This window comes from Xanthomonas sacchari, assembly GCF_040529065.1.
In the GTDB taxonomy this organism is placed as follows: domain Bacteria; phylum Pseudomonadota; class Gammaproteobacteria; order Xanthomonadales; family Xanthomonadaceae; genus Xanthomonas_A; species Xanthomonas_A sacchari.
The window spans coordinates 2,043,367-2,066,651 of the sequence record NZ_CP132343.1 but is presented as its reverse complement, the minus strand read 5'-3'; the positions used below and the strand labels follow the sequence as shown (position 1 = coordinate 2,066,651).

16 protein-coding genes are annotated in these 23,285 nt (G+C 69.7%); 1 reads left to right on the top strand and 15 read right to left on the bottom strand.

Annotated features, from left to right (window positions below; all coding sequences use genetic code 11):
- Nucleotides 1-15: 15 nt before the first annotated feature.
- The 4 genes from RAB71_RS08665 to RAB71_RS08650 all read right to left on the bottom strand — a co-directional run bounded on the left by RAB71_RS08665 (nt 16) and on the right by RAB71_RS08650 (nt 9,822).
- Nucleotides 16-1,284: a TolC family protein gene (locus RAB71_RS08665; RefSeq protein ID WP_010343454.1), complete on the bottom strand. Its 1,269-nt coding sequence runs from the start codon at nt 1,282-1,284 to the stop codon at nt 16-18.
- The gene (locus RAB71_RS08660; RefSeq protein WP_010343455.1) at nt 1,284-6,494 is read right to left on the bottom strand and encodes an Ig-like domain-containing protein; all 5,211 of its coding nucleotides are present in this window, start codon (nt 6,492-6,494) and stop codon (nt 1,284-1,286) included. Before RAB71_RS08660 ends, RAB71_RS08665 begins: the two co-directional genes overlap by 1 nt.
- 890 nt (nt 6,495-7,384) lie before the next feature.
- Nucleotides 7,385-7,609, bottom strand: coding sequence for a hypothetical protein (locus tag RAB71_RS08655; RefSeq protein ID WP_138985763.1), 225 nt, complete (start codon nt 7,607-7,609; stop codon nt 7,385-7,387).
- A gap of 296 nt (nt 7,610-7,905) precedes the next feature.
- Entirely contained in the window at nt 7,906-9,822 is a 1,917-nt protein-coding gene (locus tag RAB71_RS08650; RefSeq protein WP_010343456.1) for a CocE/NonD family hydrolase, read from the bottom strand.
- A gap of 305 nt (nt 9,823-10,127) precedes the next feature.
- Here RAB71_RS08650 and RAB71_RS08645 point away from each other — a divergent pair, with 305 nt between their 5' ends.
- Nucleotides 10,128-12,536, top strand: a complete 2,409-nt coding sequence (locus RAB71_RS08645) for a glycoside hydrolase N-terminal domain-containing protein (RefSeq protein WP_010343457.1) — start codon at nt 10,128-10,130, stop codon at nt 12,534-12,536.
- 42 nt (nt 12,537-12,578) lie between these two features.
- Here the strand turns inward: RAB71_RS08645 and RAB71_RS08640 are convergent, their stop codons facing one another.
- The 11 genes from RAB71_RS08640 to RAB71_RS08590 form a co-directional block, all read right to left on the bottom strand.
- Entirely contained in the window at nt 12,579-13,550 is a 972-nt protein-coding gene (locus RAB71_RS08640) for an IS110 family transposase (RefSeq protein ID WP_353940057.1), read from the bottom strand.
- 457 nt (nt 13,551-14,007) lie between these two features.
- A complete protein-coding gene (locus RAB71_RS08635) occupies nt 14,008-15,255 on the bottom strand; it encodes a glutamate-5-semialdehyde dehydrogenase (protein WP_010343572.1) in 1,248 nt (415 codons plus the stop codon).
- 152 nt (nt 15,256-15,407) lie between these two features.
- Nucleotides 15,408-16,598, bottom strand: a complete 1,191-nt coding sequence (gene proB / locus RAB71_RS08630) for a glutamate 5-kinase (protein ID WP_010343571.1) — start codon at nt 16,596-16,598, stop codon at nt 15,408-15,410.
- Between the two features lie 10 nt (nt 16,599-16,608).
- A complete protein-coding gene (locus RAB71_RS08625) occupies nt 16,609-16,869 on the bottom strand; it encodes a YciI family protein (protein ID WP_010343570.1) in 261 nt (86 codons plus the stop codon).
- Nucleotides 16,866-17,225 carry a cupin domain-containing protein gene (locus RAB71_RS08620; RefSeq protein WP_010343569.1) on the bottom strand — a complete coding sequence of 120 codons (360 nt, stop codon included), beginning with the start codon at nt 17,223-17,225 and terminating at the stop codon, nt 16,866-16,868. The genes RAB71_RS08625 and RAB71_RS08620 overlap by 4 nt, the downstream gene beginning before the upstream one ends.
- Nucleotides 17,222-18,520, bottom strand: a complete 1,299-nt coding sequence (gene argH / locus RAB71_RS08615; RefSeq protein ID WP_010343568.1) for an argininosuccinate lyase — start codon at nt 18,518-18,520, stop codon at nt 17,222-17,224. Before argH ends, RAB71_RS08620 begins: the two co-directional genes overlap by 4 nt.
- 86 nt (nt 18,521-18,606) lie before the next feature.
- On the bottom strand, nt 18,607-19,587 hold the full coding sequence (gene argC, locus RAB71_RS08610) for an N-acetyl-gamma-glutamyl-phosphate reductase (RefSeq protein ID WP_029562173.1): 981 nt from the start codon (nt 19,585-19,587) through the stop codon (nt 18,607-18,609).
- On the bottom strand, nt 19,584-20,201 hold the full coding sequence (locus RAB71_RS08605) for a GNAT family N-acetyltransferase (protein ID WP_010343566.1): 618 nt from the start codon (nt 20,199-20,201) through the stop codon (nt 19,584-19,586). Before RAB71_RS08605 ends, argC begins: the two co-directional genes overlap by 4 nt.
- A gap of 26 nt (nt 20,202-20,227) precedes the next feature.
- Nucleotides 20,228-21,544, bottom strand: coding sequence for an acetylglutamate kinase (locus RAB71_RS08600; RefSeq protein ID WP_010343565.1), 1,317 nt, complete (start codon nt 21,542-21,544; stop codon nt 20,228-20,230).
- Nucleotides 21,545-21,622: 78 nt separating this feature from the next.
- A complete protein-coding gene (locus RAB71_RS08595) occupies nt 21,623-22,720 on the bottom strand; it encodes an acetylornithine deacetylase (RefSeq protein ID WP_010343564.1) in 1,098 nt (365 codons plus the stop codon).
- 11 nt (nt 22,721-22,731) lie between these two features.
- Complete coding sequence (locus RAB71_RS08590; RefSeq protein WP_010343563.1) at nt 22,732-23,184, bottom strand: GNAT family N-acetyltransferase; 453 nt, start codon at nt 23,182-23,184, stop codon at nt 22,732-22,734.
- Nucleotides 23,185-23,285: the final 101 nt, after the last annotated feature.

Genomic DNA, 23,285 nt, shown 5'->3' with positions numbered 1-23,285 from the left:
GCCTCGATCCCCCCTTCACCCTGCATGCGTCGTCTCCTGGAACAGCGCGTGCAATGCGCCGATCTGTGCCGCCGCGCGGTAGCGCAGGCGCTTGCGTTCGATCCGCAGGCTGATCAATTGCCGCTCGGCTTCCAGGCGTTCGCGCTGCACGTTCAGCAGCTCGATCACCTCGCGCCGGCCCACGCTCAACTGCTCGCGGTACAACTCGGCCACTTCCACCGCCTGCTGCGCCTGCCGCAGCAGCGCCTGCTCGCGCCCGCGCAAGGCCTCGCCGCTGTCGGCGAGGGTCTGTACGGTGCGCCGCACCTCGCGGCGCATCGCCTCCAGGTTCCACTGCGCCGCTTCCAGGCGCTGGCGCGCGGCCTGCGGGCGCAGGAACGTGGACATGCCCTGGAACACGTCCATGCTCAGCCGCAGCGAAATGGTCGAATCGTTCTGCAGGCGGCCGCCGACGTCGCGACGCAGCGCGGCGGCCTCCAGATTGAGTTGCGGCTTCATCGCCGCGCGCGCCTCGCGTACTTCGGCCTCGGCCGCGCGTACCTGTTCGCCAGCCTTGCGCAGCAGCGGCGAGGCGTCCACCGCCTGCGCCAGCAACGGCGGCGCCAGTTGCGGCAATTCCAGCGTCTCCGGTTCGACCAGATCCTCGGCCTCGACCCCGACCAGCAGCAGGAACTGGTTGCGCAACTCCTGCAGCGCGCCCTGCTCGGTCGCCAACTGGTCCTGGCCGCGGGCCAGTTCCAGCCGCGTACGCTCCAGTTCGCTGCGATCGGCATAGCCGCCGCTGCGCGCCTCGCTGAGGTCGGCGATCACCTGCAGGCGTTGCAGATGCGCCTGCACCGCCTGCAGCCGCTGCTGCGCCGCCAACACGTCCAGATACACCTCCACGATCTGCAGCGCGGCGTCGTCGGCGGCCACCTCCACCGCCGCGTCCTGCCCGCGCTGCTGCGCGCGTGCATTCGCCACCCGGCTCGACACGCGCCCCCAGTCGTACAGCATCTGCGAGAGATTGACGTCGTAGACCATCTCGCCCGGGTCCAGCGCCTTGGGCCCGGCGGCGACCGATAACGCCGGGTAGTAGCCGCTGCGGGCGATGCGCACGTCGGTGGCGGCGCGCGCCGCGTCCGCCATCGCCGCGCGCAACTGCGGCTCGATCGCCAATCCGCGCTGCACGGCCTGCGTCAGCGACATCGCGCAGGCGCACGCCGGCAGCGCCAGCCACAGCCCGACGGCCAGCGCCGGGCCGGACCGGCGCGTGCGCCGGTCCCCATCCCCCTTCCTCGCCATCAGGCCGTCACCACCGCGAGCGTGTTGTCCTCCACCAGCAAGGTCGCGGTGCCGAAGCTGTAGACGTGATAGGTGATGCCGTCGATCGCCTGGGTGGTGCCGCTGTCCACCGCGCCGATCACGTTGAGCACATCCGCCCCGTCGCCGGTGATCTGCAGGGTGTCGTTGCTGTCGGTGATCGCCAGCACTTCCGACGCGGTCAAGGTCAGCGTGCTGCCGGAATCGCCCTTGCCGAGGTCCACGCGCTCGATGTTGCTCAGGGTGCCGATGCCCGCGGCGTTGTAGTCCAGATCGATGCCGTTGGCGAACAGCAGCGTGTCGAAGCCGGCGCCACCGTCGATGCTGACGAACGTGTTGCCGGTGATCTGGATGGTGTCGTCGCCGTTGCCGGCCGACACCTGATCGCCGCTACCGACGTTGAAGATCAAGTCGCTACCGTCGCCGGCGAGGATGCGTTCGCTGCTGCCGTCGGCGCCGGACAGGATGTCGTTGGCGGCGGTGCCGAACACGCTGATCTCGCCGATGCCGAGGCTGGCCCCGCTGTTGGACAGGGTGATGCCGTAGCGGGCGCTGTCGTTGCCCTGGGTATCGGTGCCCACCACCTCGAACGACACCTGGGTTCCCAGGTTGAGCAGGCCCGAGGCGGTGAGCCCGAGCTGGTTCAGCACGCTGGAACTGAGCAGGTTCAGGGCGAAGTCGCCGCTGGCATCGGCCTGGATCGGCGTGAGTTCGACATTGAGCGTAGGCGTGATGACCCGGATCGCCAGGCTCGCGTTCGGCTCGGCCTGCCCGCTGAAGCCGAACGTCGCCGGCAGCAGCGAGAAGTTCACGCCGAAGTCGCCGAGCGTCAGCGGCTGCGCGATGTTGGTGCCCACGCCCAGCGAGACGACAGGGCTGGGATTGCCGGCCGGGTCGGCGCCGACCACCGAGACCTGTGCGTTCAACAGCTGCGCCCAGCTCAGATCGATGTTCAGGCCGGTCAGCAGGTCCAGCGAGGCCAGGCCGCTGTTGTCGGCGGCGAGCGTGGCGGTCGCCTGCACGCCGCCGACGTCGACGTTGACCGTCAGCGCCAGGCCCGGCTCGCTGGAAATCGTCAGCAGGCTGCCGACCAGCGACAGCACCGGCGTCGCCGGCGCGACCGTGTCGATGGTGAAGCCGACCGAGGACGACAGCGGGCCGCCGTTGAGGTCGGCCGTGACTGTCGCCGCCCCTTGCGGCAATGCCGCGCCGCCGCTCGGCGGCAGCACCGACACCAACACGTTGCCGGCGCTCAGGTCGGCGCTGGTCAAGGTGTGGCTGACGTCGACCTCGTAACCGTTCTGGCCGGCGAAGTGCACGGTGACCACCTGCCCGACCAGCATGTTCGGCCGCAGTTGCACCGCCACCTGGATGCCGTCGCCGATTTCCGCGGCGTTGATCCAGGTATCGCTCGCCTCCGCCACGCTGAGCAGCGGCGGCGACAGGTCCGGCGCAGTGAGTAGCGAAGGCGCGCTGACATTGCCGGCGGCGTCGACCGCCACCACCGACAGCGCCTGACCGATCACCAGTGGCGGCGACAGCGGCAAGCTGAAGCTGCCGTTGCCATCCACCTGGATCAGCAGCGGATTGGCGGTATCACCGTTCACCACCACGCGCAGTTGCGCATTGGCCTCGGCGGTGCCACTGAGCAAGGTGCCATCCAGGCTGATCGACACCACCGGCGCCGCCGGCGCCAGCGCATCCACGGTCAAGGTCGCCGGCGGGCTGGCGTTGCCGGCCGCGTCGGTGGCGATGGCGCTGATCACGGTGCCGTTCGGCAATGCGGCCCCCGGCGTCACGCTCCAGTTGCCGGAGGCGTCGGCCGTGGCTTGGCCGATCAGCGTACCGTTGCCGTCGCTGACGGTAATGGTGGCACCGGCTTCGGCGGTGCCGACGATGGCCACGCCATTGCTCGCCTGCAGGATCGGGGCGGCCGGGGCCACGGCATCGACGATCAGCGTCGCCGGCGCACTGGCATTGCCGGCCGCATCGGTCGCGATGGCCGTCACCACGGTACCGTTCGGCAATGCGGCCCCCGGGGTGACGCTCCAGTTGCCGGACGCATCGGCAGTGGCCTGGCCGATCAGCGTGCCGTTGCCGTCGGTGACGGTGATCGTCGCACCCGCTTCCGCGCTGCCGACGATGGCCACGCCATTGCTCGCCTGAAGGATCGGCGCCGCCGGCGCCAGCGCATCCACGATCAACGTCGCCGGCGCGCTGGCGTTGCCGGCGGCATCGGTGGCGATGGCCGTCACCACGGTGCCGTCGGGCAACGCCGCCCCCGGCGTGATGCTCCAGTTGCCCGACGCATCGGCCGTGGCCTGGCCGATCAGTGTGCCGTTGCCATCGGTGACGGTGATGGCCGCACCCGCTTCGGCGGTGCCGACAATCGCCACGCCATTGCTGACCTGCAGGATCGGGGCGGCCGGGGCCACGGCATCGACGATCAGCGTCGCCGGCGCACTGGCGTTGCCGGCGGCATCAGTGGCGATGGCCGTCACCACGGTGCCGTCAGGCAACGCGGCGCCCGGCGTGACGCTCCAGTTGCCGGACGCATCCGCCGTGGCCTGGCCGATCAGCGTGCCGTTGCCATCGGTCACGGTAATGGTCGTACCGGCCTCCGCCGTGCCGACGATCGCGCTGCCATTGCTCGGCTGCAACACCGGCGCCGCCGGCGCCAGCGCGTCGATGGTCGTCGTCGCCGGCGCGCTGGCATTGCCGGCCACGTCGGTGGCGATGGCGCTGATCACGCTGCCGTCGGGCAATGCCGCCCCCGGGGTGATGCTCCAGTTGCCGGACGCATCGGCCGTGGCCTGGCCGATCAGCGTGCCGTTGCCGTCGGTCACGGTGACCGTCGCCCCGGCTTCCGCCGAGCCGACGATCGTCAGGCCATTGCTCGGCTGCAAGATCGGCGCCGACGGTGCCGTCGCATCCACGGTGGTGGTGGCCGGCGCACTGACGTTGCCGGTCGCGTCGGTGGCCACGGCGTTGATCACCGTGCCATCGGGCAGCGGGGTTCCGGGGGTCACGCTCCAGTTGCCGGATGCATCGGCCGTGGTCTGGCCGATCAGCGTGCCATTGCCGTCGGTCACGGTGACGGTCGCCCCGGCTTCGGCGGCGCCGACGATCGCGGTGCCGTTGCTCGGCTGCAGCACCGGCGCCGCCGGCGCCACGGCATCGACGGTCAGCGTGGCCGCTGCGCTGGCGTTGCCAGCCGCGTCGGCGGCCACGGCGTTGACCACCGTGCCGTCGGGCAGCGCCGTGCCGGGCGTGATGCTCCAGTTGCCGGACGCATCGGCGGTGGTCTGGCCGATCAGCGTGCCGTTGCCGTCGGTGACGGTGACCGTCGCGCCGGCTTCGGCGGTGCCGACGATCGCACTGCCGTTGCTCGGCTGCAGTACCGGGGTGGCCGGTGCCACGGCGTCCACCGTGGTCGTCGCCGGCGCACTGGCATTGCCGGCCGCGTCGGTGGCGATGGCGCTCAGCACGGTGCCGTCGGGCAGCGGAGTGGCTGGGGTCAGGCTCCAGGTGCCGGAGGCATCGGCGGTCGCCTGGCCGATCAACGTGCCGTTGCTGTCGGTGACGGTGACGGTCGCGCCGGCCTCGGCGTTTCCGGCGACGACGCTCCCGTTGCTCGGCTGCAGCACCGGCGCCGCCGGCGCCACCGCGTCCACGGTGGTGGTCGCCGGCGGACTGACCGTGCCTGCGGCATTGCTGGCGACTGCGGTGATCACCGTGCCGTCCGGCAGCGGCGTGGCCGGGGTAAAGCTCCAGTTGCCGGCGGCATCGACGACGGCCTGGCCAATCGGCGCGCCATTGCCGTCGCTCAGCGTGATGGTGGCGCCCGCTTCGGAGGTGCCGGCGATCACGCTGCCGTTGGTCGCCTGGATGATCGGTGCCGCCAGCAGATCCGGCGCCTGCACGCTGGTCGGTGGGCTGTTGTTGCCGGCCGGATCGGTCACCACCACGGTCAGCGTCTGGCCGTCGGTCAGCGGCGGCTGTAGCGGCACGCTGAAGCTGCCGTCGCCGCCCACCACGACGGTGAAGTCGGGCACGCCGTCGCCATTCGCATCGACACCCACCGTCGCGCCCGCCTCGGCGGTGCCGGTGAGGGTGCCGCCATCGGCCGAGACCTGCAGATTGCCGGCCGCCGCCGGCGGCGTGGTGTCGGGCGCGTTGACGCTGGCGCCGGGGCCGGTGTTGCCGGCGGGATCGGTCACCACCACGGTCACGGTCTCGCCGTTGGTCAGCGGCGGCTGCAGCGGCACGCTGAAGCTGCCGTCGCTGCCGACCACGGCGGTCACGTCCGGCACGCCATCGCCATTGGTGTCCACACCGACCGTCGCACCCGCCTCCGCGGTGCCGATGAGGCTGCTGCCGTCCGCCGCGACCTGCAGGTTGCCGGCCGCGCCAGGCGGCGTGACGTCCGGCGCCTGCACCATGGCCGGTGGGCTGGACAACCCATCGGGGCTGGTGACCACCACGCCCACCATCTGGCCACCGAGCACCGGCGCCGGCAGCGTCACGGTGAAGCTGCCGTCGTTGCCGACCACGACCACCGTGTCCACCTGTCCGTCCCCATCGACATCGATGCCGACCGAGTGGCCGGGAGGCGCGTTACCGGTGATCTGGGTGCCGTCCGGGGAGATTTGCAGATTGCTCGCCACGGCTGGCGCCGACGGCTGCGGTTGCGGTTGTTGCGGCTGCGGCTGCACGATCTGGTTGCGCTCGTCCTCGCTGCCCATGCTGGCCAGCGCACCCGCGCCGAGTGCGACGCCACCCGCCATCAGCCAGGGCGCAGCCAGCCCACCGGCCGCGCCACCCGCGCCGGCCGCGGTCAAGGATTCGAATCCGGCCTCGCTCCCGACCGGCGCATAGCTGGCCAGCAACACCGCCCCTTCGCCGGCGCCGGCGAACTGCACCGCCAGCAGGTGCTCCTCCTGCGTCAGGAACAACGCGCTCGGCTCTGGCACAGCATCGAAGAAATGGACGATGCGAACCGTCTCGCCGTTCTTCATCCGCACCAGCAGATCGTCGCCTTCGCGGGCGTAGGCGGCGACCCTGTCGGGCGGCACATCCAGCACGACCTGGCTGGCCTGGGTCAGTCGGACCACGCCGTCGGCCGGCAGCGGAACGGCATGGGCACGGGCGATGTCGGTACCGTGCGGGACAACCTTGACCTGGATACTCATGGCGAACACTCCTATCGCGAAATGGGACGGCAGCGTGCGAGCGCAAGCCAAAGGCGTTGGGCGGTCGGCGCGACAGCACGCCGTGCCGGCCGCTGCGCAGGCAAGACCTCACCTGCGCGGCCCGATTGGTCCACGACAAGCATTGGGATTGACGATCAGGCGACGCGGGAGGCGACGAATGCGCTACCGCGACACGTCTGCAGGCAGAACGCGCCTAGCGTCGACAGCGTGGGGATGCCCGATCAGGCGGGCGGCGGCAGTGCAATGCAAGGCAGCGCAGACGGGACCAACCGGCGGTATCGATAGACATCACGAACCCTCCTTCCTTGAGACGCACACAGTTCGAACAGCGGTGCAGCAACACGCGTGCAAAAGCATTGCGCCTGGCTCCCCCTGGCCGCCTTGGCAGAACCGCAGATGATGCCGGCCCCGCCTTTCACTACTGAAGCGATCACGCACATATGGATGCTGGCAACAGCGCCGACGTCGTGTGCGATGCACCTCCGTCTGCACGCGGCGATCTTTGCCAACGACGCCACACGATGGCAAGAAACCGTTACGCGCTGTTTCTGAAAATGTGTTGATGACCAACAAAGACGACGGATTTTTCACCAAGTCGTCTACGCGATCTGCGGCGTGTTTGCGCAAGTCAGCGCGGCGTTGACGCAATGACGACGCACGCGGTGCGCGGCGGGCAACGCAGTATCCGCGCGCCGCACCATCGCCATCGACGCAAGCTACAAACGATTGCACGCGTGTCGAAGCGGCGCCGTACCTGTGCGTACGCAGCCCGTGCATTCGATGAGGCCCGCGACCGGCCATCGCCTTGGTCGAACAGGTGACCCGACATTCGATCGAGGTTGCGCCCGTCGACAGCATGGCGGTGATCTTCATCGGCCTGACTTCCAGCGTCGGCATGACGCCTTCATCGCCGGCGACAACGCGACCGGGATGGTGCCGGAAAAGCTGTTGCGGATCTTCCGCAGCGTCGTCTTCGACCCGATCGAGGCGGTCGCACTCGACGCGCTCGCGCTGAGCAGCCGCAGCACGCTTCGGGTCTCTCTCGGTCCGACAATGCCGAGCACGCCCGCATCGCGCGGACGACCCTCGCCCATGCCAGCGCACAGAGCGATGTGGAATGGTCGCGAGAGCGATGCGAACGGGTGCACCGCCTGCCCGCCCCCAGCAGCGAGTTCCTGCGGTTCATTTGGTCGGCCATCGTCACTGGCATGAATACGCGTTTCGCGCCATCCCGGCGATCGCCCGCCATCCTGGCCACGGCCAGGCGCCGCTCGACGCGCGCAGTCCCGACGAGGACCTGCACGCGCCGGCGTGGCTTGTGGCGCTGTCCCGCCTGCGCCAGGCGATGGCAACGGCAGCCGCGACGGCGCATGCAGCACCAGTCGCGCGTTCAGTCCACCGGCAAACTGATGTAGCTCGCCTGCTGCGGCGTGTGCCAGATCCGCTGCGTCGCCTTCTGGTAGTCGCCCGGCTTGGCGAAGTAGATGTTCGGCACGTAGGTCTGCGGGTTGCGGTCGTACAGCGGGAACAGCGTGGACTGCACCTGCACCATGATCCGGTGGCCGCGTTCGAAGGTGTGGTTGGCCGTCGGCAGGCCGAAGCGGTAGGCCAGCGGCTGGTTCGGGGTCAGCGGTGCCGGATGCTCGAAGCTTTCGCGGTAGCGGCCGCGGAAGATCGCCAGCGACACCGGCAGCTCGTAGCCGCCCAGCTTCGGCTCGGAGGCCATCTGGTCCGGGTACACATCGATCAGCTTCACCACCCAGTCGCTGTCGCTGCCGCTGGTGGACGCCTGCAGGTGCACTTCCGGCGCGCCGGCGATGCGCAGCGGCGCCTGCAGCGGTTCGCTGACGAAGGTCAGCACGTCCGGGCGGCCGTCGACGAAGCGCTGGTCGTGCACCAGCCAGGTGGTCCACATGTCGCGGTCGCCGAACACCACCGGGCGCGGCACGAACGGCACCGGCTTGGCCGGGTCGGACACGTACTCGGTGTACTCGCCCTGCCCGGCCTTGGGCGCCTCGAACGAGACGCGGCCGCCGGCCTCCAGGTACAACGGCTTGCTCTGCGCCGGGCAGCCCTGCGCGCAGCTCAGCGGCCAGCGCTGCAGGCGGTCCCAGTGGTTGGCGCCGGTGTCGTAGATCAGCACCGGCGGCGTGTCGGCCTTGGGCGCGCCATCGACCAGGTACTGGTCGAAGAACGGCTTGAGCACGTCGCGACGGAACTGCAGCGCGGTGTCGCCGTCGAACTGCAGGGCGCCCAGCGAGGCACCCTCGTAGTTCACCTGGCTGTGCCGCCACGGCCCCATCACCAGGTAGTTCTTGTCGTTGCCGGTGTCGCGCGGCTCCATCGCCTCGTAGCTGTGGATCGCGCCCCACATGTCTTCCTGGTCCCACAGCCCCTGCAGCCACATCGTCGGCACCTTCAGCGGAGTGCGCGCCATCACCTTGTCCAGCGCCTGCTCCTGCCAGAACGCATCGTAGGCCGGGTGCTCGGTGAGCTTGCGCCACCACGGCAGCTGCTCCAGCCCGGCGGCCTTGGCATAGTCGCCGGCCGAGCCGGCGCGCAGGAAGTTGCTGTAGTCGTCGTAGCCCTGGCGCGGGATGCCCTCACCCTTGCCGCGCCGGGTCATCTGCCCGGTGAAGTAGTCCAGGTTGACCTGGCGGAAGGCGCCGTAGTTGAGCCAGTCGTCGCCCATCCAGCCGTCGATCATCGGGCTCTCCGGCGCGGCTACCTTCAGCGCCGGATGCGGATCGGCCAGCGCCATCACCACGGTGAAGCCCTCGTAGGACGAACCGATCATGCCGACCTTGCCGTTGGATTCGGGCACGTGCTTGACCAGCCAGTCGATGGTGTCCCAGGCGTCGGTGGCGTGGTCGACCTTGGTCGGGTTGAGCGGCCCGCGCAGCGGTCGGGTCACCACATAGTCGCCCTCCGAGCCGTACTTGCCGCGGATGTCCTGGAACACGCGGATGTAGCCGCCGTCGACGAACACCTCGTCGCCCTGCGGCAGCAGATCGCGCATGTGCGGCGAGGCCAGCCGGCTGGCGCGGCCGCTGGCGTCGTAGGGCGTACGGGTCAGCAGCATCGGCGCGCCGTGCGCGCCCTTGGGCAGCACGATCACGGTGTGCAGCTTGACCCCGTCGCGCATCGGGATCATCACCTCGCGCTTGACGTAGTCGTTGGCCGCCGTCGGCGCGACGAACGGCTTGCCGGTGATGTCCGGGGTCATCGGCGCGGTCTGCGCGTGGGCGGCCGTGGCCAGCACGGTGGCGACGACGGTGGCGAGCAAACGGGTGGCGATGGGGCGCATGAAACCTCCGGGCAGTCAGACCCCGACTGTAGGCGCAACCGCGGCCCGGGCGGAAGTGTCGCCGAGCGGCGGTATCCGCACGCCGTCGCCGTGCGGCTGCATCCAGGACAGGACGCGGAGGAATCGGAGCGCGCAACGGCCAGGCGGCCGCCAAGGTTGCGCAGGTTTGCGGACACGCCGAACGCCATCTGCGGAAACGCGCCGGACACTGCACGCAACGCCTTCCCTGCAACACGCACGGCAGGTACAACGGTGCTTCTGCCCATCGCCGCGGCCACGCGCGGGGCGCCGTCGAGACCCGCCCGATGACCAGCTCCGATCACCCGCCTGGCGATGCCGGCCGCCGCGCATTCCTGAAGCAAGGCGGCGCCCTGGCCGCCATGCTGCCGTTGCTCGGCCTGCCGGCGTTCGGCCGCGCGCTGGCCGCGCCGCTGCGTCCGGCCAGCTCGCCGCTGGTGCCGCCGGCCCAGGCGCTGCGGATGCGGTACGCCAACGTGGCGAGCGAGGCCGAGGTGTTGCGGCAAGGTCTGCCGATCGGCAACGGCCGGCTCGGCGCCCTGGTCGGCGGCGCGCCCGATCGCGACTTCCTGTACCTCTCCGACGCCAGCCTGTGGACCGGAGGACGCAACGACACGCTCGACGCGCAGGGCCAGTTCGGCTACGAAAAGGACAGCTTCGGCAGCTTCGTGCTGCTCGCCAGGCTGTATCTGGAACTGGACGGCCATGCGCCGGCGCAACTGCGCGACTACACGCGCGAGCTGGACCTGAGCAACGGCTGCGTGCACGTGCGCTACGCGCTGGGCGCTGCGCAGTTCACCCGCACCATCTTCGCCAGCCACCCCGATGATGCCATCGTGATCCACCTGGAGCAGCGCGGTGGCGGTCTGCACAGCGGCCGGCTGCGCCTGGTCAGCGCACACGGTGCGCCCGTGCACGGCGATGCGGACGGCGGACTTGGCTGTTCCGGCGCACTGGCCAACGGCCTGCGCCACGGGGCGCACGTGCGGCTGATCGCCTCCGACGGCAGTGTGGAACTGCAGGGCGATACGCTGCACTTCCGTGACTGCCGCGCGCTGCGCATCGTGATCTGCGGCGGCAGCAACTACGTGCCCGACCTGGCCAGGAACTACCGCGATCCGGCACTGGATCCGCAGGCGCTGGCCAGGCAGCGCTGCGCGGCGGCGGCGCAACTACCGCCCGAGACGCTGCTGTACACGCACGTGGCCGACCACCGCACGCTGTTCGACACCATGCAGGTGGCGTTGGGCCGCTCCAGCCCGGCGCAACGCCGGCTCGCCATCGCCGAGCGGCTGCAGGCGCGCGCCGCGACGGACACCCCCGACCCGGAACTGGAAGCGCTGTACCTGCAGTTCGGCCGCTACCTGACCATCGCCGCCTCGCGCGACGCGCTGCCGATCAATCTGCAGGGGCTCTGGCTGGAGAACAACGATCCGCCGTGGATGAGCGATTACCACAGCGACGTCAATGTGCAGATGAACTATTGGCTGACCGACGCGGCCGGGCTGGGGCCGTGCTTCGACGCCCTCGCCCGCTACTGTCTGGCGCAACTGCCATCGTGGACGCAGATCACCCAGGCGCACTTCAACGACCCGCGCAACCGCTTCCGCAACACCTCCGGCAAGGTCGCCGGCTGGGCCGTGGCGTTCTCGACCAATCCGTTCGGCGGCTGCGGCTGGTACTGGCATCCGGCCGGCAACGCCTGGCTGTGCGACAGCCTGTTCCAGCACTACGAATACAGCCAGGACCGTGCCTACCTGCAACGGATCCATCCGCTGCTCAAGGGCGCCTGCGAGTTCTGGGAGGCCCGGCTGATCGAACTGGAGGTCGTGGCTGCCGACGGATCTCGGCAGACGCGCCTGGTCGACGACCACGACTGGTCGCCCGAACACGGCCCCGAGAACGCGCGTGGCATCGCCTATGCGCAGGAACTGGTGTGGAATCTGTTCGGGCAGTATTGCCAGGCCTGCGCGCTGCTCGATGTCGATGCGGCCCATGCCGCGACCGTCGCCGGACTGCGGCAGCGCCTGTACCTGCCGCAGATCAGCCCGCGCAGCGGGCAATTGCAGGAATGGATGTCGCCCGACGAGCTGGGCGAGGCGCACCACCGCCACCTGTCGCCGCTGATGGGCCTGTATCCGGGCCATCGCCTGCATCCCGACCTGGCCCCGCCCGCGCAGGTCGCCGCCGCGCGCGCGCTGCTGGAGGCGCGCGGCATGCACAGCTTCGGCTGGGCCTGCGCCTGGCGCGCGCTGTGCTGGGCGCGGCTGGGCGAGGCCGAGCGCGCCTATGCGCTGATCGCAACCAACCTCAAACCGTCGATCGTGCACAGCAACGGCACCGCGCCGAACTTCTTCGACATCTACGACCTCAGCCAGCACGGCGACCCCACGCTGGGCGGCGTGTTCCAGATCGACGCCAACTTCGGCACGCCCACCGCGATGCTGGAAATGCTGCTGTATTCGCGGCCCGGCCACATCGCAGTGCTACCGGCGCTGCCCAAGGCCTGGGCTGCACGCGGCAAGGTCAGCGGCATCGGCGCGCGCGGCGGCTTCGTGGTGGACCTGGCATGGCGCGACGGCAAGGCGACGCGGATCGTGCTGCGCAGCGTCGGCGGCACGCGTACCGAGCTCGCCTTCAACGGCACGCGGCGCACGCTGGAGCTGGCACCCGGCGAGCGTGTGCGGGTGCGGTGAGCGTCGAGACGACGGCAGACCTCGTAGATACCGTCTTACCCCCTAGCAGGCAAGTCCCCTTTTCGGATCGAACGCCGTACCCGATTTGAGAACCCCGTAGGCCAGGTGCAGGAGCTTGCGCATGGCGGCGCACACGATCTGCTTGCCGGCTTTGCCGCGTTCGCTCAGCCGCTGTTTCAGCGTCCGGATGATCGGGTTGTGGGTCATGGCCACCAGGGCCGGCATGAACAGGCCCGCACGCAGGCGGGGCGAGCCGGTGCGCGAGATGCAGACGTGGCCTTTGCGGTCGCCCGACTGCTGCAGGCACGGATTCAGGCCCGCGAAGGCGGTCACCGCCGCGGCATCGGCGAAGCGCCTCACATCGCCAAGCTCGGCCAGCATCAAGGCCGCGCTGGTGTCGGCAATCCCCTGGATGCTCACCAGCAGCTCGCGCTGCCCACGCAAGGTCGGATCCTGGTCGATGTGGTCATCGATGGCCTGCTCGATCTGGGCGATGTGGTGTTGCAGATCGGCCAAATGGACCTGGATCGAGTCCTTCACCTGGGCCGGAGCGACGTCCAGCCGGTTGCGCTCCATCTGCAGCATCTGTTGCAGATCCTGGCGCCGGCGCACCAGCGCTTTGAGCTGCTTGAGCGCCGGCGGATCAGGGTGCCAACGGCGTAACTGCTCGCGGTGACGCAGGGCATAACTGGCGATCAGCTTGGCATCGCTGCGATCGGTCTTGACCCGGCTGAGCTGGCTGCGTGCGTACGCGGCCGTCTGCGCAGGGTTGAGCACGCACACCTGATAGCCTCGTGCGTGGAGGAACTCGGCCAGCGCCTGGTGATATGTGCCGGTGGCCTCCATGGCGATCCAGCTATCGGGCTGCGCATGCGTCTGCAGCCATGCCTGCAGGGCCTGGAAGCCCTTGGCATCGTTGGACAACTTGGCCTTGGTACGGTGCTTGCCATTGGTCAGATCGATGGCCGCATCGAAACTGCGTTTGGCGACGTCGATGCCGATGACGGGAGACATACGCGATTCCTCCATCGTGTCAGGGTCATGATCGGCGCTGGGCCCGGTCCTGCCTTGTCGATGCGAGTTCACGCCCGGGAGCGGACTCTGGATACCGTTCGGACACACAAGGGCCAGCATGTGGAGGGCGGAGCCGATCTACGATGCAAGCTCGAAGCTTTAGGAGCGACTGGGCCTCCCACACCTCCTCCGATGATCAGTCGGAAGACATGACGCCTGTTTAGGGGCGACATGTCCAGATACAAGGAGCGGCTTCAGCCGCGACGGGCGATACCGGGAAGGCGCGTCGCGGCTGAAGCCGCTCCTACAGGAACTAGCGGCGAGCTCGCCGGGTGCCGGATGCACTGTGGGAGGGACTTCAGTCCCGACGCATTATCCGGTCAGAAAGTACGCCACTTCGTGCGTCGCGGCTGCATGCCAGTTCACTCCCACAGGAACATCGCCGGGATCGGCGGGATCAGTGCCGCACCTGCCCCTCGCCGCGCACCACGAAGCGCTCGACGGTCAGCGCTTCCAGGCCCATCGGGCCGTAGGCGTGCAGGCGCGTGGTGGAGATGCCGATCTCCGCGCCCAGGCCCAGTTCGCCGCCGTCGGAGAAGCGCGAGGAGGCGTTGACCATCACCACCGCCGCGCGCAGCGCCTGCACGAACGCCTCCGCGTTGGCCGCATCCGCGGTGGCGATGACTTCGGTGTGGTCCGAGCCGTAGCGGCGGATGTGCGCGATCGCCGCGTCCAGGTCGGGCACCACCGCGACTGCCAGGATCAGGTCCAGGTACTCGGCGGCGTAGTCGTCGTCGCTGGCACTGTCGATGTCCGGCAGCACGGCGCGGGTAGCGGCATCGCCGCGCAGGGCGACACCGCGTTCGCGCAGCGCCTGCGCGGCCAGCGGCAGGAAGCGCGCGGCGACGTCGGCGTGCACCAGCAGCGTTTCCAGGGAATTGCAGGCGGCAGGCCGCGTGGTCTTGCCGTCGAGGAGCAGCTTCACCGCCAGGTCCAGGTCCGCCGAGGCGTCCACGAACAGATGGCACACGCCCTTGTAGTGCTTGATCACCGGCACCCGCGCGTGTTCGGCGACGAAACGGATCAGACCTTCGCCGCCGCGCGGGATCGCCAGGTCGACGATGTCGTGGAGCTGCAGCAGTTCCAGCATGGTCTCGCGGCGCAGATCCTCGACCAGGGTCAACGCGGCCTCGCCGATGCAGGCTTCGCGCAACGCACGGCGTAGCGCCGCGGCGATGGCGGTGTTGGAGTGGATCGCCTCGGAACCGCCGCGCAGGATCACCCCGTTGCCGGCCTTGATGCACAGCGCCGCGGCGTCGGCGGTGACGTTGGGGCGCGCCTCGTAGATCATCGCCACCACGCCCAGCGGCACGCGGATCTTCTGCACGCGGATGCCGTTGGGGCGCACGTCGTCGCGGGTGACCTGCCCCACCGGGTCGGGTAGGCCCGCCACCTCGCGTAGCGCCGCGGCGATGCCGTCCAGGCGCTTGCGGTCCAGCGCCAGCCGATCGAGCATCGCGCTGCCGACGTCCTTGGCCCGCGCCGCCTCCAGATCGCGCGCATTGGCGGCGAGGATCGCTTCGGCATCCGCCTCCAGCGCCGCCGCCATCGCCTCCAGCAGCGCCTGTTTGGCCGGCGACGACAACTGCGCCAGCGCTTGCGCGGCATCGCGGCAGTGCAGGGCCTGGGTGCGGATGGAGGTCATTGGGCGGCTCCGGTGGATTCGGGATTCGGGATTCGGGATTCGGGATTCGAAAAGGCTACGCGCAGCATCGGGAAATCAGAAGCGGCGAGCGCGAGGCGCGATGCAGGTGCCGGCCTTGCGCCGCCTTCGTGGCCGGCGCGGGGCTGGCGCGCTTACGCCGATTCCCCATTGCCGACTCCCGATTCCCGCACCACCACCAGATCGTCGCGATGGATCACGTTCTCGCCGTAGTTGTAGCCCAGGATCGCCTCGATGTCGCGCGAGTGGCGGCCGGCGATGCGGCGGATGTCCACCGCCGCGTACTGGCTGACCCCGCGCGCCAGGCAGCGTTCCCCGGCCGCGTCGCGCAGACGCACCTCCACCATGTCGCCGCGGCGGAACTCGCCCACGGCGCCGGCGACGCCGCCCGGCAGCAGCGAGGCACCCTTGTCGAGCAGTGCGGCGGCAGCGCCAGCATCGATCAGGATCGCCCCCGGTTCCACCGGCACGTGGCGCAGCCAGTACTTGCGCGCGGCGATGCGGGTGCGCGCGGCATGGATGCGGGTGCCGCGCAGGCTGTCCTGGGCCAGGCCGCGCACCACCTCGGCACTGCGGCCGTTGAACAGATAGGTCTCGATGCCGGCGGCGCCGGCCTTGGCCGCGGCCTCCAGCTTGGTGCGCATGCCGCCGGTGCCCACGCCGCTGCCGCTGCCGCCGGCCATGGCCAGCACCGCCGCGCTCAGTTCCTGCACCTCGTGCAGCGGCTGTGCCTGCGGGTCGCGGCGCGGGTCGGCGGTGTACAGGCCATCGATGTCGGTGGCGATGAACAGCGCATCGGCGTCGACCAGGGCGGCGACGATCGCGGCGAGATTGTCGTTGTCGCCGAGCTTGAGCTCGTCCACCGACACGGTGTCGTTCTCGTTCACCACGGGCAGCGCGCCCAGCCGCAACAGTTCGCCAAGGGTGGCGCGCGCGTTGAGATAGCGGCGGCGGTTGCGCAGGTCGTCGTGGGTCAGCAGCACCTGCGCCACCGGCCGCTCGAAGAAGCGCTGCCACAGCGCGATCAGCTGCGCCTGGCCGAGCGCGGCCAGCGCCTGCCGCGCGGCCAGCGCCGCACCGGCCTCGGCGGCCTTGGGCACGATGGCACGGCCGGCGGCGACCGCGCCGGAGGACACGATCACCAGTTCGCGCCCGGCCGCCAGGTTGGCCGAGACGAACTGCGCCAGGCCCAGCGCGAAGCGCGGCGTGAGGCCACCGCCGTCGGCGGCCAGCAGGCTGCTGCCGACCTTGAGCACCGCGCGCCGCCACGGCGGCAGCGGTTGCTCGGGGAACGGCGACGCTGGGATGGTGACATGCGAGGTCATCCGGACGGCCTCAGCGCACGTTCCATTCGTGCACGGTCAGCTCGGACGCCTGCATCGTCACCAACGGATCGGTGGCGACGATGGCCTGGGCCTCGGCCAGGCTCGCGACATTGCAAAGCACGTAGGCGCCGCCGCTGCCGTCGGCGAATCCGCCGGTCAGCTGCAGCCGGCCCTGCGCACGCAGCGCATCGAGGAAGGCAAGATGCGGCTGCACGGCCGCAGCATCGAAATCGGGCCGGCGCATGGCCAGCACCAGGTAGACGGTCGTCATTGCGGGGTCTCCAATGCAGCGGGTTCGCGGTCGCCGTGGCTGTGCGGGGCCGATATCACCAGGAAGCGGACGTCGGCGTTGGAGGCATTACGCAGTTGGTGCGCGGCGCCCGGCGGCACGTGCAAGCCCTCGCCGGCATGCAGCACATGCACGACGCCCTCCATCTCCAGCGCCGCCTCGCCTTCCAGCACCCGGAAGAACTGGCGCGCACGCAGGTGCAGGTGGCGCGCCTCGGCGGTACCGGGCGGCATGCGCTCTTCGATCACACTCAGGTCCGCCATGTCCAGCAGATGCCAGCCATCGCAGTTCCCGCCCCAGACGTAATGCCGCGCCGAGGCGATGTTGACCGTGCTCATCCGGCCAGCGCCTGCCAGCGCGCCTGCAGCTCGTCCAGGCGCAGATCGGCGGCGGCGCCGGGCGAGACCCGCGCGGCGAGGCTGCCTTCCGGCGTGCGCCCCTGCCCTGCGCTGTCGGCGGACGCGGCGGCGGCCTGGTAGGCCTCGCGGAACGGCACACCGGCCACTGCGGCTTCCACCGCCACGTCGGTGGCGTACATGCCCGAATCGATCGCCGCGCGCAGCCTGTCTTCGCGCCACTCCAGGTTGGCCAGCAGCGCCGGCAGCAGCTCCAGCGCGGCCAGACCGCGGCCGAAGCCATGGAAGATCGCACCCTTGCTGCTCTGCAGGTCGCGGTGATAGCCCGACGGCAACGACAGCAACTGCTCGATCTCGGTGCGCGCGGCGGCCACGCTGGCGTGGGTGGCGCGCATCAGCTCGATCACGTCCGGGTTGCGCTTGTTGGGCATGATCGAGCTGCCGGTGGTGTACTGCGCCGGCAACGCGACGAAGCCGAATTCGCCGCTGGTGAACAGCGACAGGTCCCAGGCCAGGCGGCGCAGGTCCAGGGTGGCGCTGCCCAGCGCTTCCAGCGCGGCCATCTCGAACTTGCCGCGCGAGAGCTGCGCGTAGATCGGGCTGACCTGCAGCCGCGCGAAGCCCAGCGCGGCGGTGGTGTGGGCGCGGTCCAGCGGCAGGTTGACGCCGTAGCCGGCGGCGGTGCCGAGCGGATTGCAGTCGACCAGGCGCAGGGTGTCGCGGGCGCGCACGGCATCGTCGAGGAAGGCCTCGGCCCAGCCGGCCCACCACATGCCGGCCGAGGACACCACGGCACGCTGGATGTGGGTGTAGCCGGGCACCGGCAGGTCGCGCTCGGCCTGCGCACGGTCCAGCGCCACCTTGGCGATCTCCGCGCTGAGCTGCGCCAGCCGCGCCAGCCTGTCCTTCAGCCACAGCCGGGTCGCGACCAGGATCTGGTCGTTGCGGCTGCGTCCGGTGTGGATCTTGCGCCCGGCATCGCCCAGGCGTTCGGTCAGCCGCGCCTCGATCGCCGAGTGGCCGTCCTCGAAGCGCGCATCCAGCACGAACGCGCCGCCGCGGAAATCCTCGGCCAGCACCGCCAGCTCGCGCTGCAGCCCGGCCAGTTCGTCGGCGGACAGGATGCCGATGCGATGCAGGCCCTCGGCGTGCGCGCCGCTGGCGGCGATGTCGTGCAGGAAGAACTCGCGGTCCAGGAGCACGTCGTCGCCGGCCAGGAAGGCCTGGATCTGCGTGTCGACGGCGACGCCGGGTTTCTGCCAGAGGAGGTTGGTCATTGGGGAGCCGGGAATGGGGAATGGGGAATGGGGATTCGGAAAGCGGTGCGCTGCGGCGGTGATGGATGCCGTGCTGACATGGCGCTCTAGTCCGGGGTGTCCATCCGTGGGATCGAGGTCAGTTCGTCCACGCCCAGCGCCAAGTTGAGGTTCTGCATCGCCTGGGTCGCCGCGCCCTTGAGCAGGTTGTCCAGCGTCGCCACCAGCACCAGCCGCTTGTTGCCCGGGGCCAGGGTGAAGCCGCCGAGCTGCACGCCGTGGCGGCCGGCGATGCGGCTGACCCACGGCGCCTCGTCGACTACCTCGATCAGCGGCTCATCCGCATAGCGGGCGCGATACAACTGCTGCACCGCCTCCAACTTCAGCGGCTGCTGCAGCCACAGGTTCACGGTCATGGTGATGCCGCGGAAATGCGGCGCCACGTGCGGCATGAACTCCACCGGCACGCCGAGCTGCGCGGACACCTCGCGCTCGTGCATGTGGTCGGTCAACGCGTACGGCATCAGGTTGTCGAGCAGAAGCGCCGGGTTGTTCTTGTCCGACGGCGTGGTGCCGGCACCGGAATAGCCGGACACGCCGAAGCACTGCGGCGGCCCGGCGAGCTGCTCGCGCAGCGGCGCGATCGCCAGCTGCATCGCGGTGGCGTAGCAGCCCGGGTTGCTGATGCGGCGCTGCCCGGCATAGCCGGCGCGGGTCAGTTCCGGCAGGCCGTAATACCAGGCCGGGTCGAAGCGGTAGTCCGCGGACAGATCGACCACGATCGGGTCGGGCGCGCCGGCGGCGACCGCCGCATCCAGCGCCGCCACGTAGGGCGCGGCCTTGCCGTTGGGCAGCGCCAGCACCACCACGTCGGCACGCTTGGCCGCCACCGCCTCCGGGTCGAGATTCTCGTAGCGCAGTTCGCCCTGGTAAGCGTCGTGGTGGGCGTCGACGCGCTGCCCGTCCAGTTCGCGCGAAGACAGGAAGGCCAGCCGCAACTGCGGATGCGCGGCGATCAGGCGGATCAGTTCGGCGCCGGTATGGCCACGGGCGCCAACGATGCCGATGGAATACATGGGAGTGTTCATGCGTGCGAATCCAGGCGGAACTGCAGGTGGCGTTTCACCCCGGCCCATTCCGTATCGATGATGGAGAAGATGACGGTGTCGCGTGGGGTGCCGTCGGCGTGGCGCTTGTGGTTGCGCAGCACACCGTCCTGCTTGGCCCCCAGCCGCGCGATCGCGGTGCGCGAGGCGTGGTTGAACCAACTGGTCTCGAACACCACGCTGAGGCAGCCGAGCGTCTCGAAGGCATGCCCGAGCAGCAGCAGCTTGGCCTCGGTGTTCAGGCCGCTGCGCTGCACCCGCGGCGCATACCAGGTGTAGCCGATCGACAGCGTCGGCACCTGCGGATCCAGGCCGTAGAAGCGCGTGCTGCCGACGATCTCGCCCTGCGCATCGCGCACCACGAACGGCAGCACCCGGCCCAGCGCCTGCACCTCCAGCGCGGCGGCGACGTAGACGTCCACCCGCTCCGGCGCTGGCACGTTGGTGTACCACAGCGCCTCCAGGCCGCTGCCGCGTACGGCGTTGCGCAAGCCCTCGGCGTGCGCCGACTGCAGCGGCTCCAGGCTGACGTGGCGGCCGCGCAGCGTCGGCACCTGGCGCCAGGATTCGGGAAGCTCGGGATCGATGCTGGACATGGCCTGGGTTCTCTGAACGATTCCGCTCAACCCTGCAGGGTCGGCGTGCGCGTCGCGCAATGCGCCACGCAGTGCTGGATCTGCTCGAAGGTCTCCAGGCCGTACCAGAACACCTTCCACTTCTCCTGCTTGAAGCAGCCGTCGGATTCGGCGTAGTAGAAGATGTTGACCTGGTTGTTGTGGCGCGAGCGCCAGAACAGTTGCGGTGTCTCCTCGCGCATCACGTTCCACACCGCGCGGCCCAGGCCCTCGCCCTGCGCGTCGTCGAGCACCGCGAACTTGTCCAGGTAGGTGTAGCCACCCTCGTCGGTCAGGATCACCGCGGTGCGGTAGTTCTCGCTGACGTAGGCGCGCAGCAGCTTGGTGGTGTCGAAATAGTCGGGCACCAGAGTGCGGCCGAAACTGGATTCGATCAGGGTCTTCAGCCGCGGCAGGTCCAGTTCGCTCCACGCCGTGGCGCGCAGCACCTTCTCGCCGCGCCGCACCAGGGTGCCCGAGCCCTTGTGGGTGAACAGTTCCTTGGCCAAGTCGGCCGGACGCGTGATCGACACCGACGACTCCAGCGGCAGCCGGTCCAGCAGGTCCTTGATCTGCTCGATCTTCACCTTCATGCCGCCATGGATCCACGGCTGCGCGATCAGGTGGTCGTACTCGGTGGACAGGTTGATCGAATCGATCACCCGGCCCTGTTCGTCGAGCAGGCCGCCGGTGCCGGTGAGGAAGATGATCTTGTACGGCTGCAGTTCCTGCACCAGTTCGTTGGCGGCGAAGTCGGCGTTGATGTTGAGGATCTGCCCGCTGGGGGTCTCGCCCAGGCTGGTGATGACCGGGATCGAGCCCGCCTGCAGGCTGGCCTCGATCGGCGCCAGATTCACCGCGGTGACCTCGCCGACCAGCCCGTAGGTGTCGCGGTCCAGGTACTGCGCTTCGAACACGCCGCCGGTGATCGAGGTGGCGCGCGCGCCGTTCTGCTGCAGCGCCTCGACCAGCTTGAGGTTGGAGGCCTGGAACACCCGGCGCACGATCGCCAGCGCTTCCGGCGAGGTCACCCGCAGGCCGTTGACGGTCTGCTTCTCGATGCCGGCGGCGGACAGTTCCGTATCCAGCTGCGGGCCGGCGCCGTGCAGCACGATCGGGGTCAGGCCCACTTCCTGCAGGAACGACAGCGAGGAGGTCAGCGCCTCCAGGTCGTCGCGCAACACCGCGCCGCCGACCTTGACCACGGCGAAGCGCTTGGCGTCCAGTTGCGAGAAGCGCTTGAGGTACTGGCTGATCTCCTTCGCGCTGGCCATGCTCGAGAGCAGGCGCACGATGGTCTGGCGGGTTTGGCGATTGGCGTGCATGGCGTGGGGCGGTGTCCGAAGGAATCCAGGGTGAGCCGATCGCGGGATCGGTCCGGGCGACGTGGGAAGGCGCGCGGCTCAGCGCGCGCCGTTGATGATGCGGTGCACCGAGTCGGCGTAGCGCTGCAGTTGCTCCAGCGTCACGAACTCGTCGGCGGTATGCGCCTGGGCGATGTCGCCCGGGCCGTAGACCAGCGCGGTGTAGCCGCCGGCAGAGAACAGCGAGGCCTCGGTCCAGAAGTCCACCGCGTTGCCGATCGGCAGCTCCAGCGCATCGGCGACGTCGCGGGCGGCCAGGCGCTTGTCCTCGGCGCGCGCGATGTCGCCCGACGGCAAGCTAGGACCACGGAACGTCTCTTCGAAATGCGCCGCGGCCGGCTCGGCGAAGCCAGCGAAGGTCGCCAGCAAGGCATCCACGTCCATCGACGGCAGCGGCCGGAAGCCGAAGCGCAGCTCCGCCGCCGGCGCGATCATGTTGGCCTTGATCCCGCCCTCGACCCGACCGATATTGAAGCGCAGCCCGGTCAACCCGCCGAAGCGCGCGTGCGCCAGCGACTCCACATGGTCCAGTGCACGGCCGCCCCAGCGCATCGCCTGGTGCAGCGCGCTGGCCGCGGCGTCCTGCTTGCCGGAGGCATGCCCGGCACGGCCGGCGAAACGCATCAGCACCGAACTGATGCCGCGATGCGCCAGCACCGCCTCGCTCATGGTCGGCTCGGCCACCAGCACCGCCTCGTAGGCGATACCGCGGGCCAGGAACGCGGCGATGCAGCGCGGGTCGTTCGCTTCCTCGTCGCTGGAGAACAGGAACGCGGCATCGCCGTCGCCGGCATTGGCCGCGGCCAGCAGCGCCGCCGCCGCGCCCTTGATGTCGCACACGCCCAGGCCGACCACGCGATCGTCCAGGCGCCGCATGACGTGCGGATCGGCGCTCCAGTGCGGCGAATCCGGCACCGTGTCCAGGTGCACGTTGAACAGGTACTTCGGCGCGCCGCGCACCGCATACAGGCTGACCGCGCCGGCGCCGTGGTCGATCACCTCCACCGCGAAGCCAGGCAGCTGCGCGCGGATGTAGTCGAAGATGCCATCGGTACCGATCGCCCGCGGCGGATTGCGGGTGTCGAAGGACACCAGTTCTTTCAGGTGGGTCAGGGTGGATTCGAGCAGGTCGGTCATGGCGGATCGGATCAGGCGGCCGTCGCCGCGGCCTGGTAGATGTCGGGACGCAGCACTTCCATCAGCGTCTGCGGCCGCGCCGGCGCGGCGAAGCCGTACTGCGCATACAGCGCATGCGCATCGGAAGTGGCGAGCATGAAGCGACGCAGGCCTTGCAGCTGCGGGTGGGACATCACCGCCGCCACCAACTGCTTGCCGTAGCCGCGGCCGCGATAGGCGTCGAGCACGAACACGTCGGCGAGATAGGCGAAGGTCGCGCCGTCGGTGATCACCCGGGCAAACGCCACCTGCCCGACGCCGTCGAGATGGCCGCCGAAGCACAGCGAACCGGCGATCGCCCGCTGCACCGTGTCCAGCGGCATGCCCAGGCTCCAGTAGGCCTGCTCGCTGAGGAAGCGATGGATCAACGGCAGATCCAGTTCCTGCTTGTCGGTGCTGATGCGCAGTGCGTGCATGGGGTCCATCAGACAGTTCCTTCTCCCTTCGGGAGAAGGTGCCCCGCAGGGGCGGATGAGGGTACGGGCGAAGCCTGGTGAAGCCAATCGCGCTAGCAGGTGAAGATCCT

What these genes read in the sequence shown, in the direction of transcription:
- RAB71_RS08665 (WP_010343454.1), bottom strand. Translation starts at nt 1,284, where the DNA reads ATGGCGAGGAAGGGGGATGGGGACCGGCGCACGCGCCGGTCCGGCCCG.
- RAB71_RS08660 (WP_010343455.1), bottom strand. Translation starts at nt 6,494, where the DNA reads ATGAGTATCCAGGTCAAGGTTGTCCCGCACGGTACCGACATCGCCCGT.
- RAB71_RS08655 (WP_138985763.1), bottom strand. Translation starts at nt 7,609, where the DNA reads ATGGGCGAGGGTCGTCCGCGCGATGCGGGCGTGCTCGGCATTGTCGGA.
- RAB71_RS08650 (WP_010343456.1), bottom strand. Translation starts at nt 9,822, where the DNA reads ATGCGCCCCATCGCCACCCGTTTGCTCGCCACCGTCGTCGCCACCGTG.
- RAB71_RS08645 (WP_010343457.1), top strand. Translation starts at nt 10,128, where the DNA reads ATGACCAGCTCCGATCACCCGCCTGGCGATGCCGGCCGCCGCGCATTC.
- RAB71_RS08640 (WP_353940057.1), bottom strand. Translation starts at nt 13,550, where the DNA reads ATGTCTCCCGTCATCGGCATCGACGTCGCCAAACGCAGTTTCGATGCG.
- RAB71_RS08635 (WP_010343572.1), bottom strand. Translation starts at nt 15,255, where the DNA reads ATGACCTCCATCCGCACCCAGGCCCTGCACTGCCGCGATGCCGCGCAA.
- proB (WP_010343571.1), bottom strand. Translation starts at nt 16,598, where the DNA reads ATGACCTCGCATGTCACCATCCCAGCGTCGCCGTTCCCCGAGCAACCG.
- RAB71_RS08625 (WP_010343570.1), bottom strand. Translation starts at nt 16,869, where the DNA reads ATGACGACCGTCTACCTGGTGCTGGCCATGCGCCGGCCCGATTTCGAT.
- RAB71_RS08620 (WP_010343569.1), bottom strand. Translation starts at nt 17,225, where the DNA reads ATGAGCACGGTCAACATCGCCTCGGCGCGGCATTACGTCTGGGGCGGG.
- argH (WP_010343568.1), bottom strand. Translation starts at nt 18,520, where the DNA reads ATGACCAACCTCCTCTGGCAGAAACCCGGCGTCGCCGTCGACACGCAG.
- argC (WP_029562173.1), bottom strand. Translation starts at nt 19,587, where the DNA reads ATGAACACTCCCATGTATTCCATCGGCATCGTTGGCGCCCGTGGCCAT.
- RAB71_RS08605 (WP_010343566.1), bottom strand. Translation starts at nt 20,201, where the DNA reads ATGTCCAGCATCGATCCCGAGCTTCCCGAATCCTGGCGCCAGGTGCCG.
- RAB71_RS08600 (WP_010343565.1), bottom strand. Translation starts at nt 21,544, where the DNA reads ATGCACGCCAATCGCCAAACCCGCCAGACCATCGTGCGCCTGCTCTCG.
- RAB71_RS08595 (WP_010343564.1), bottom strand. Translation starts at nt 22,720, where the DNA reads ATGACCGACCTGCTCGAATCCACCCTGACCCACCTGAAAGAACTGGTG.
- RAB71_RS08590 (WP_010343563.1), bottom strand. Translation starts at nt 23,184, where the DNA reads ATGGACCCCATGCACGCACTGCGCATCAGCACCGACAAGCAGGAACTG.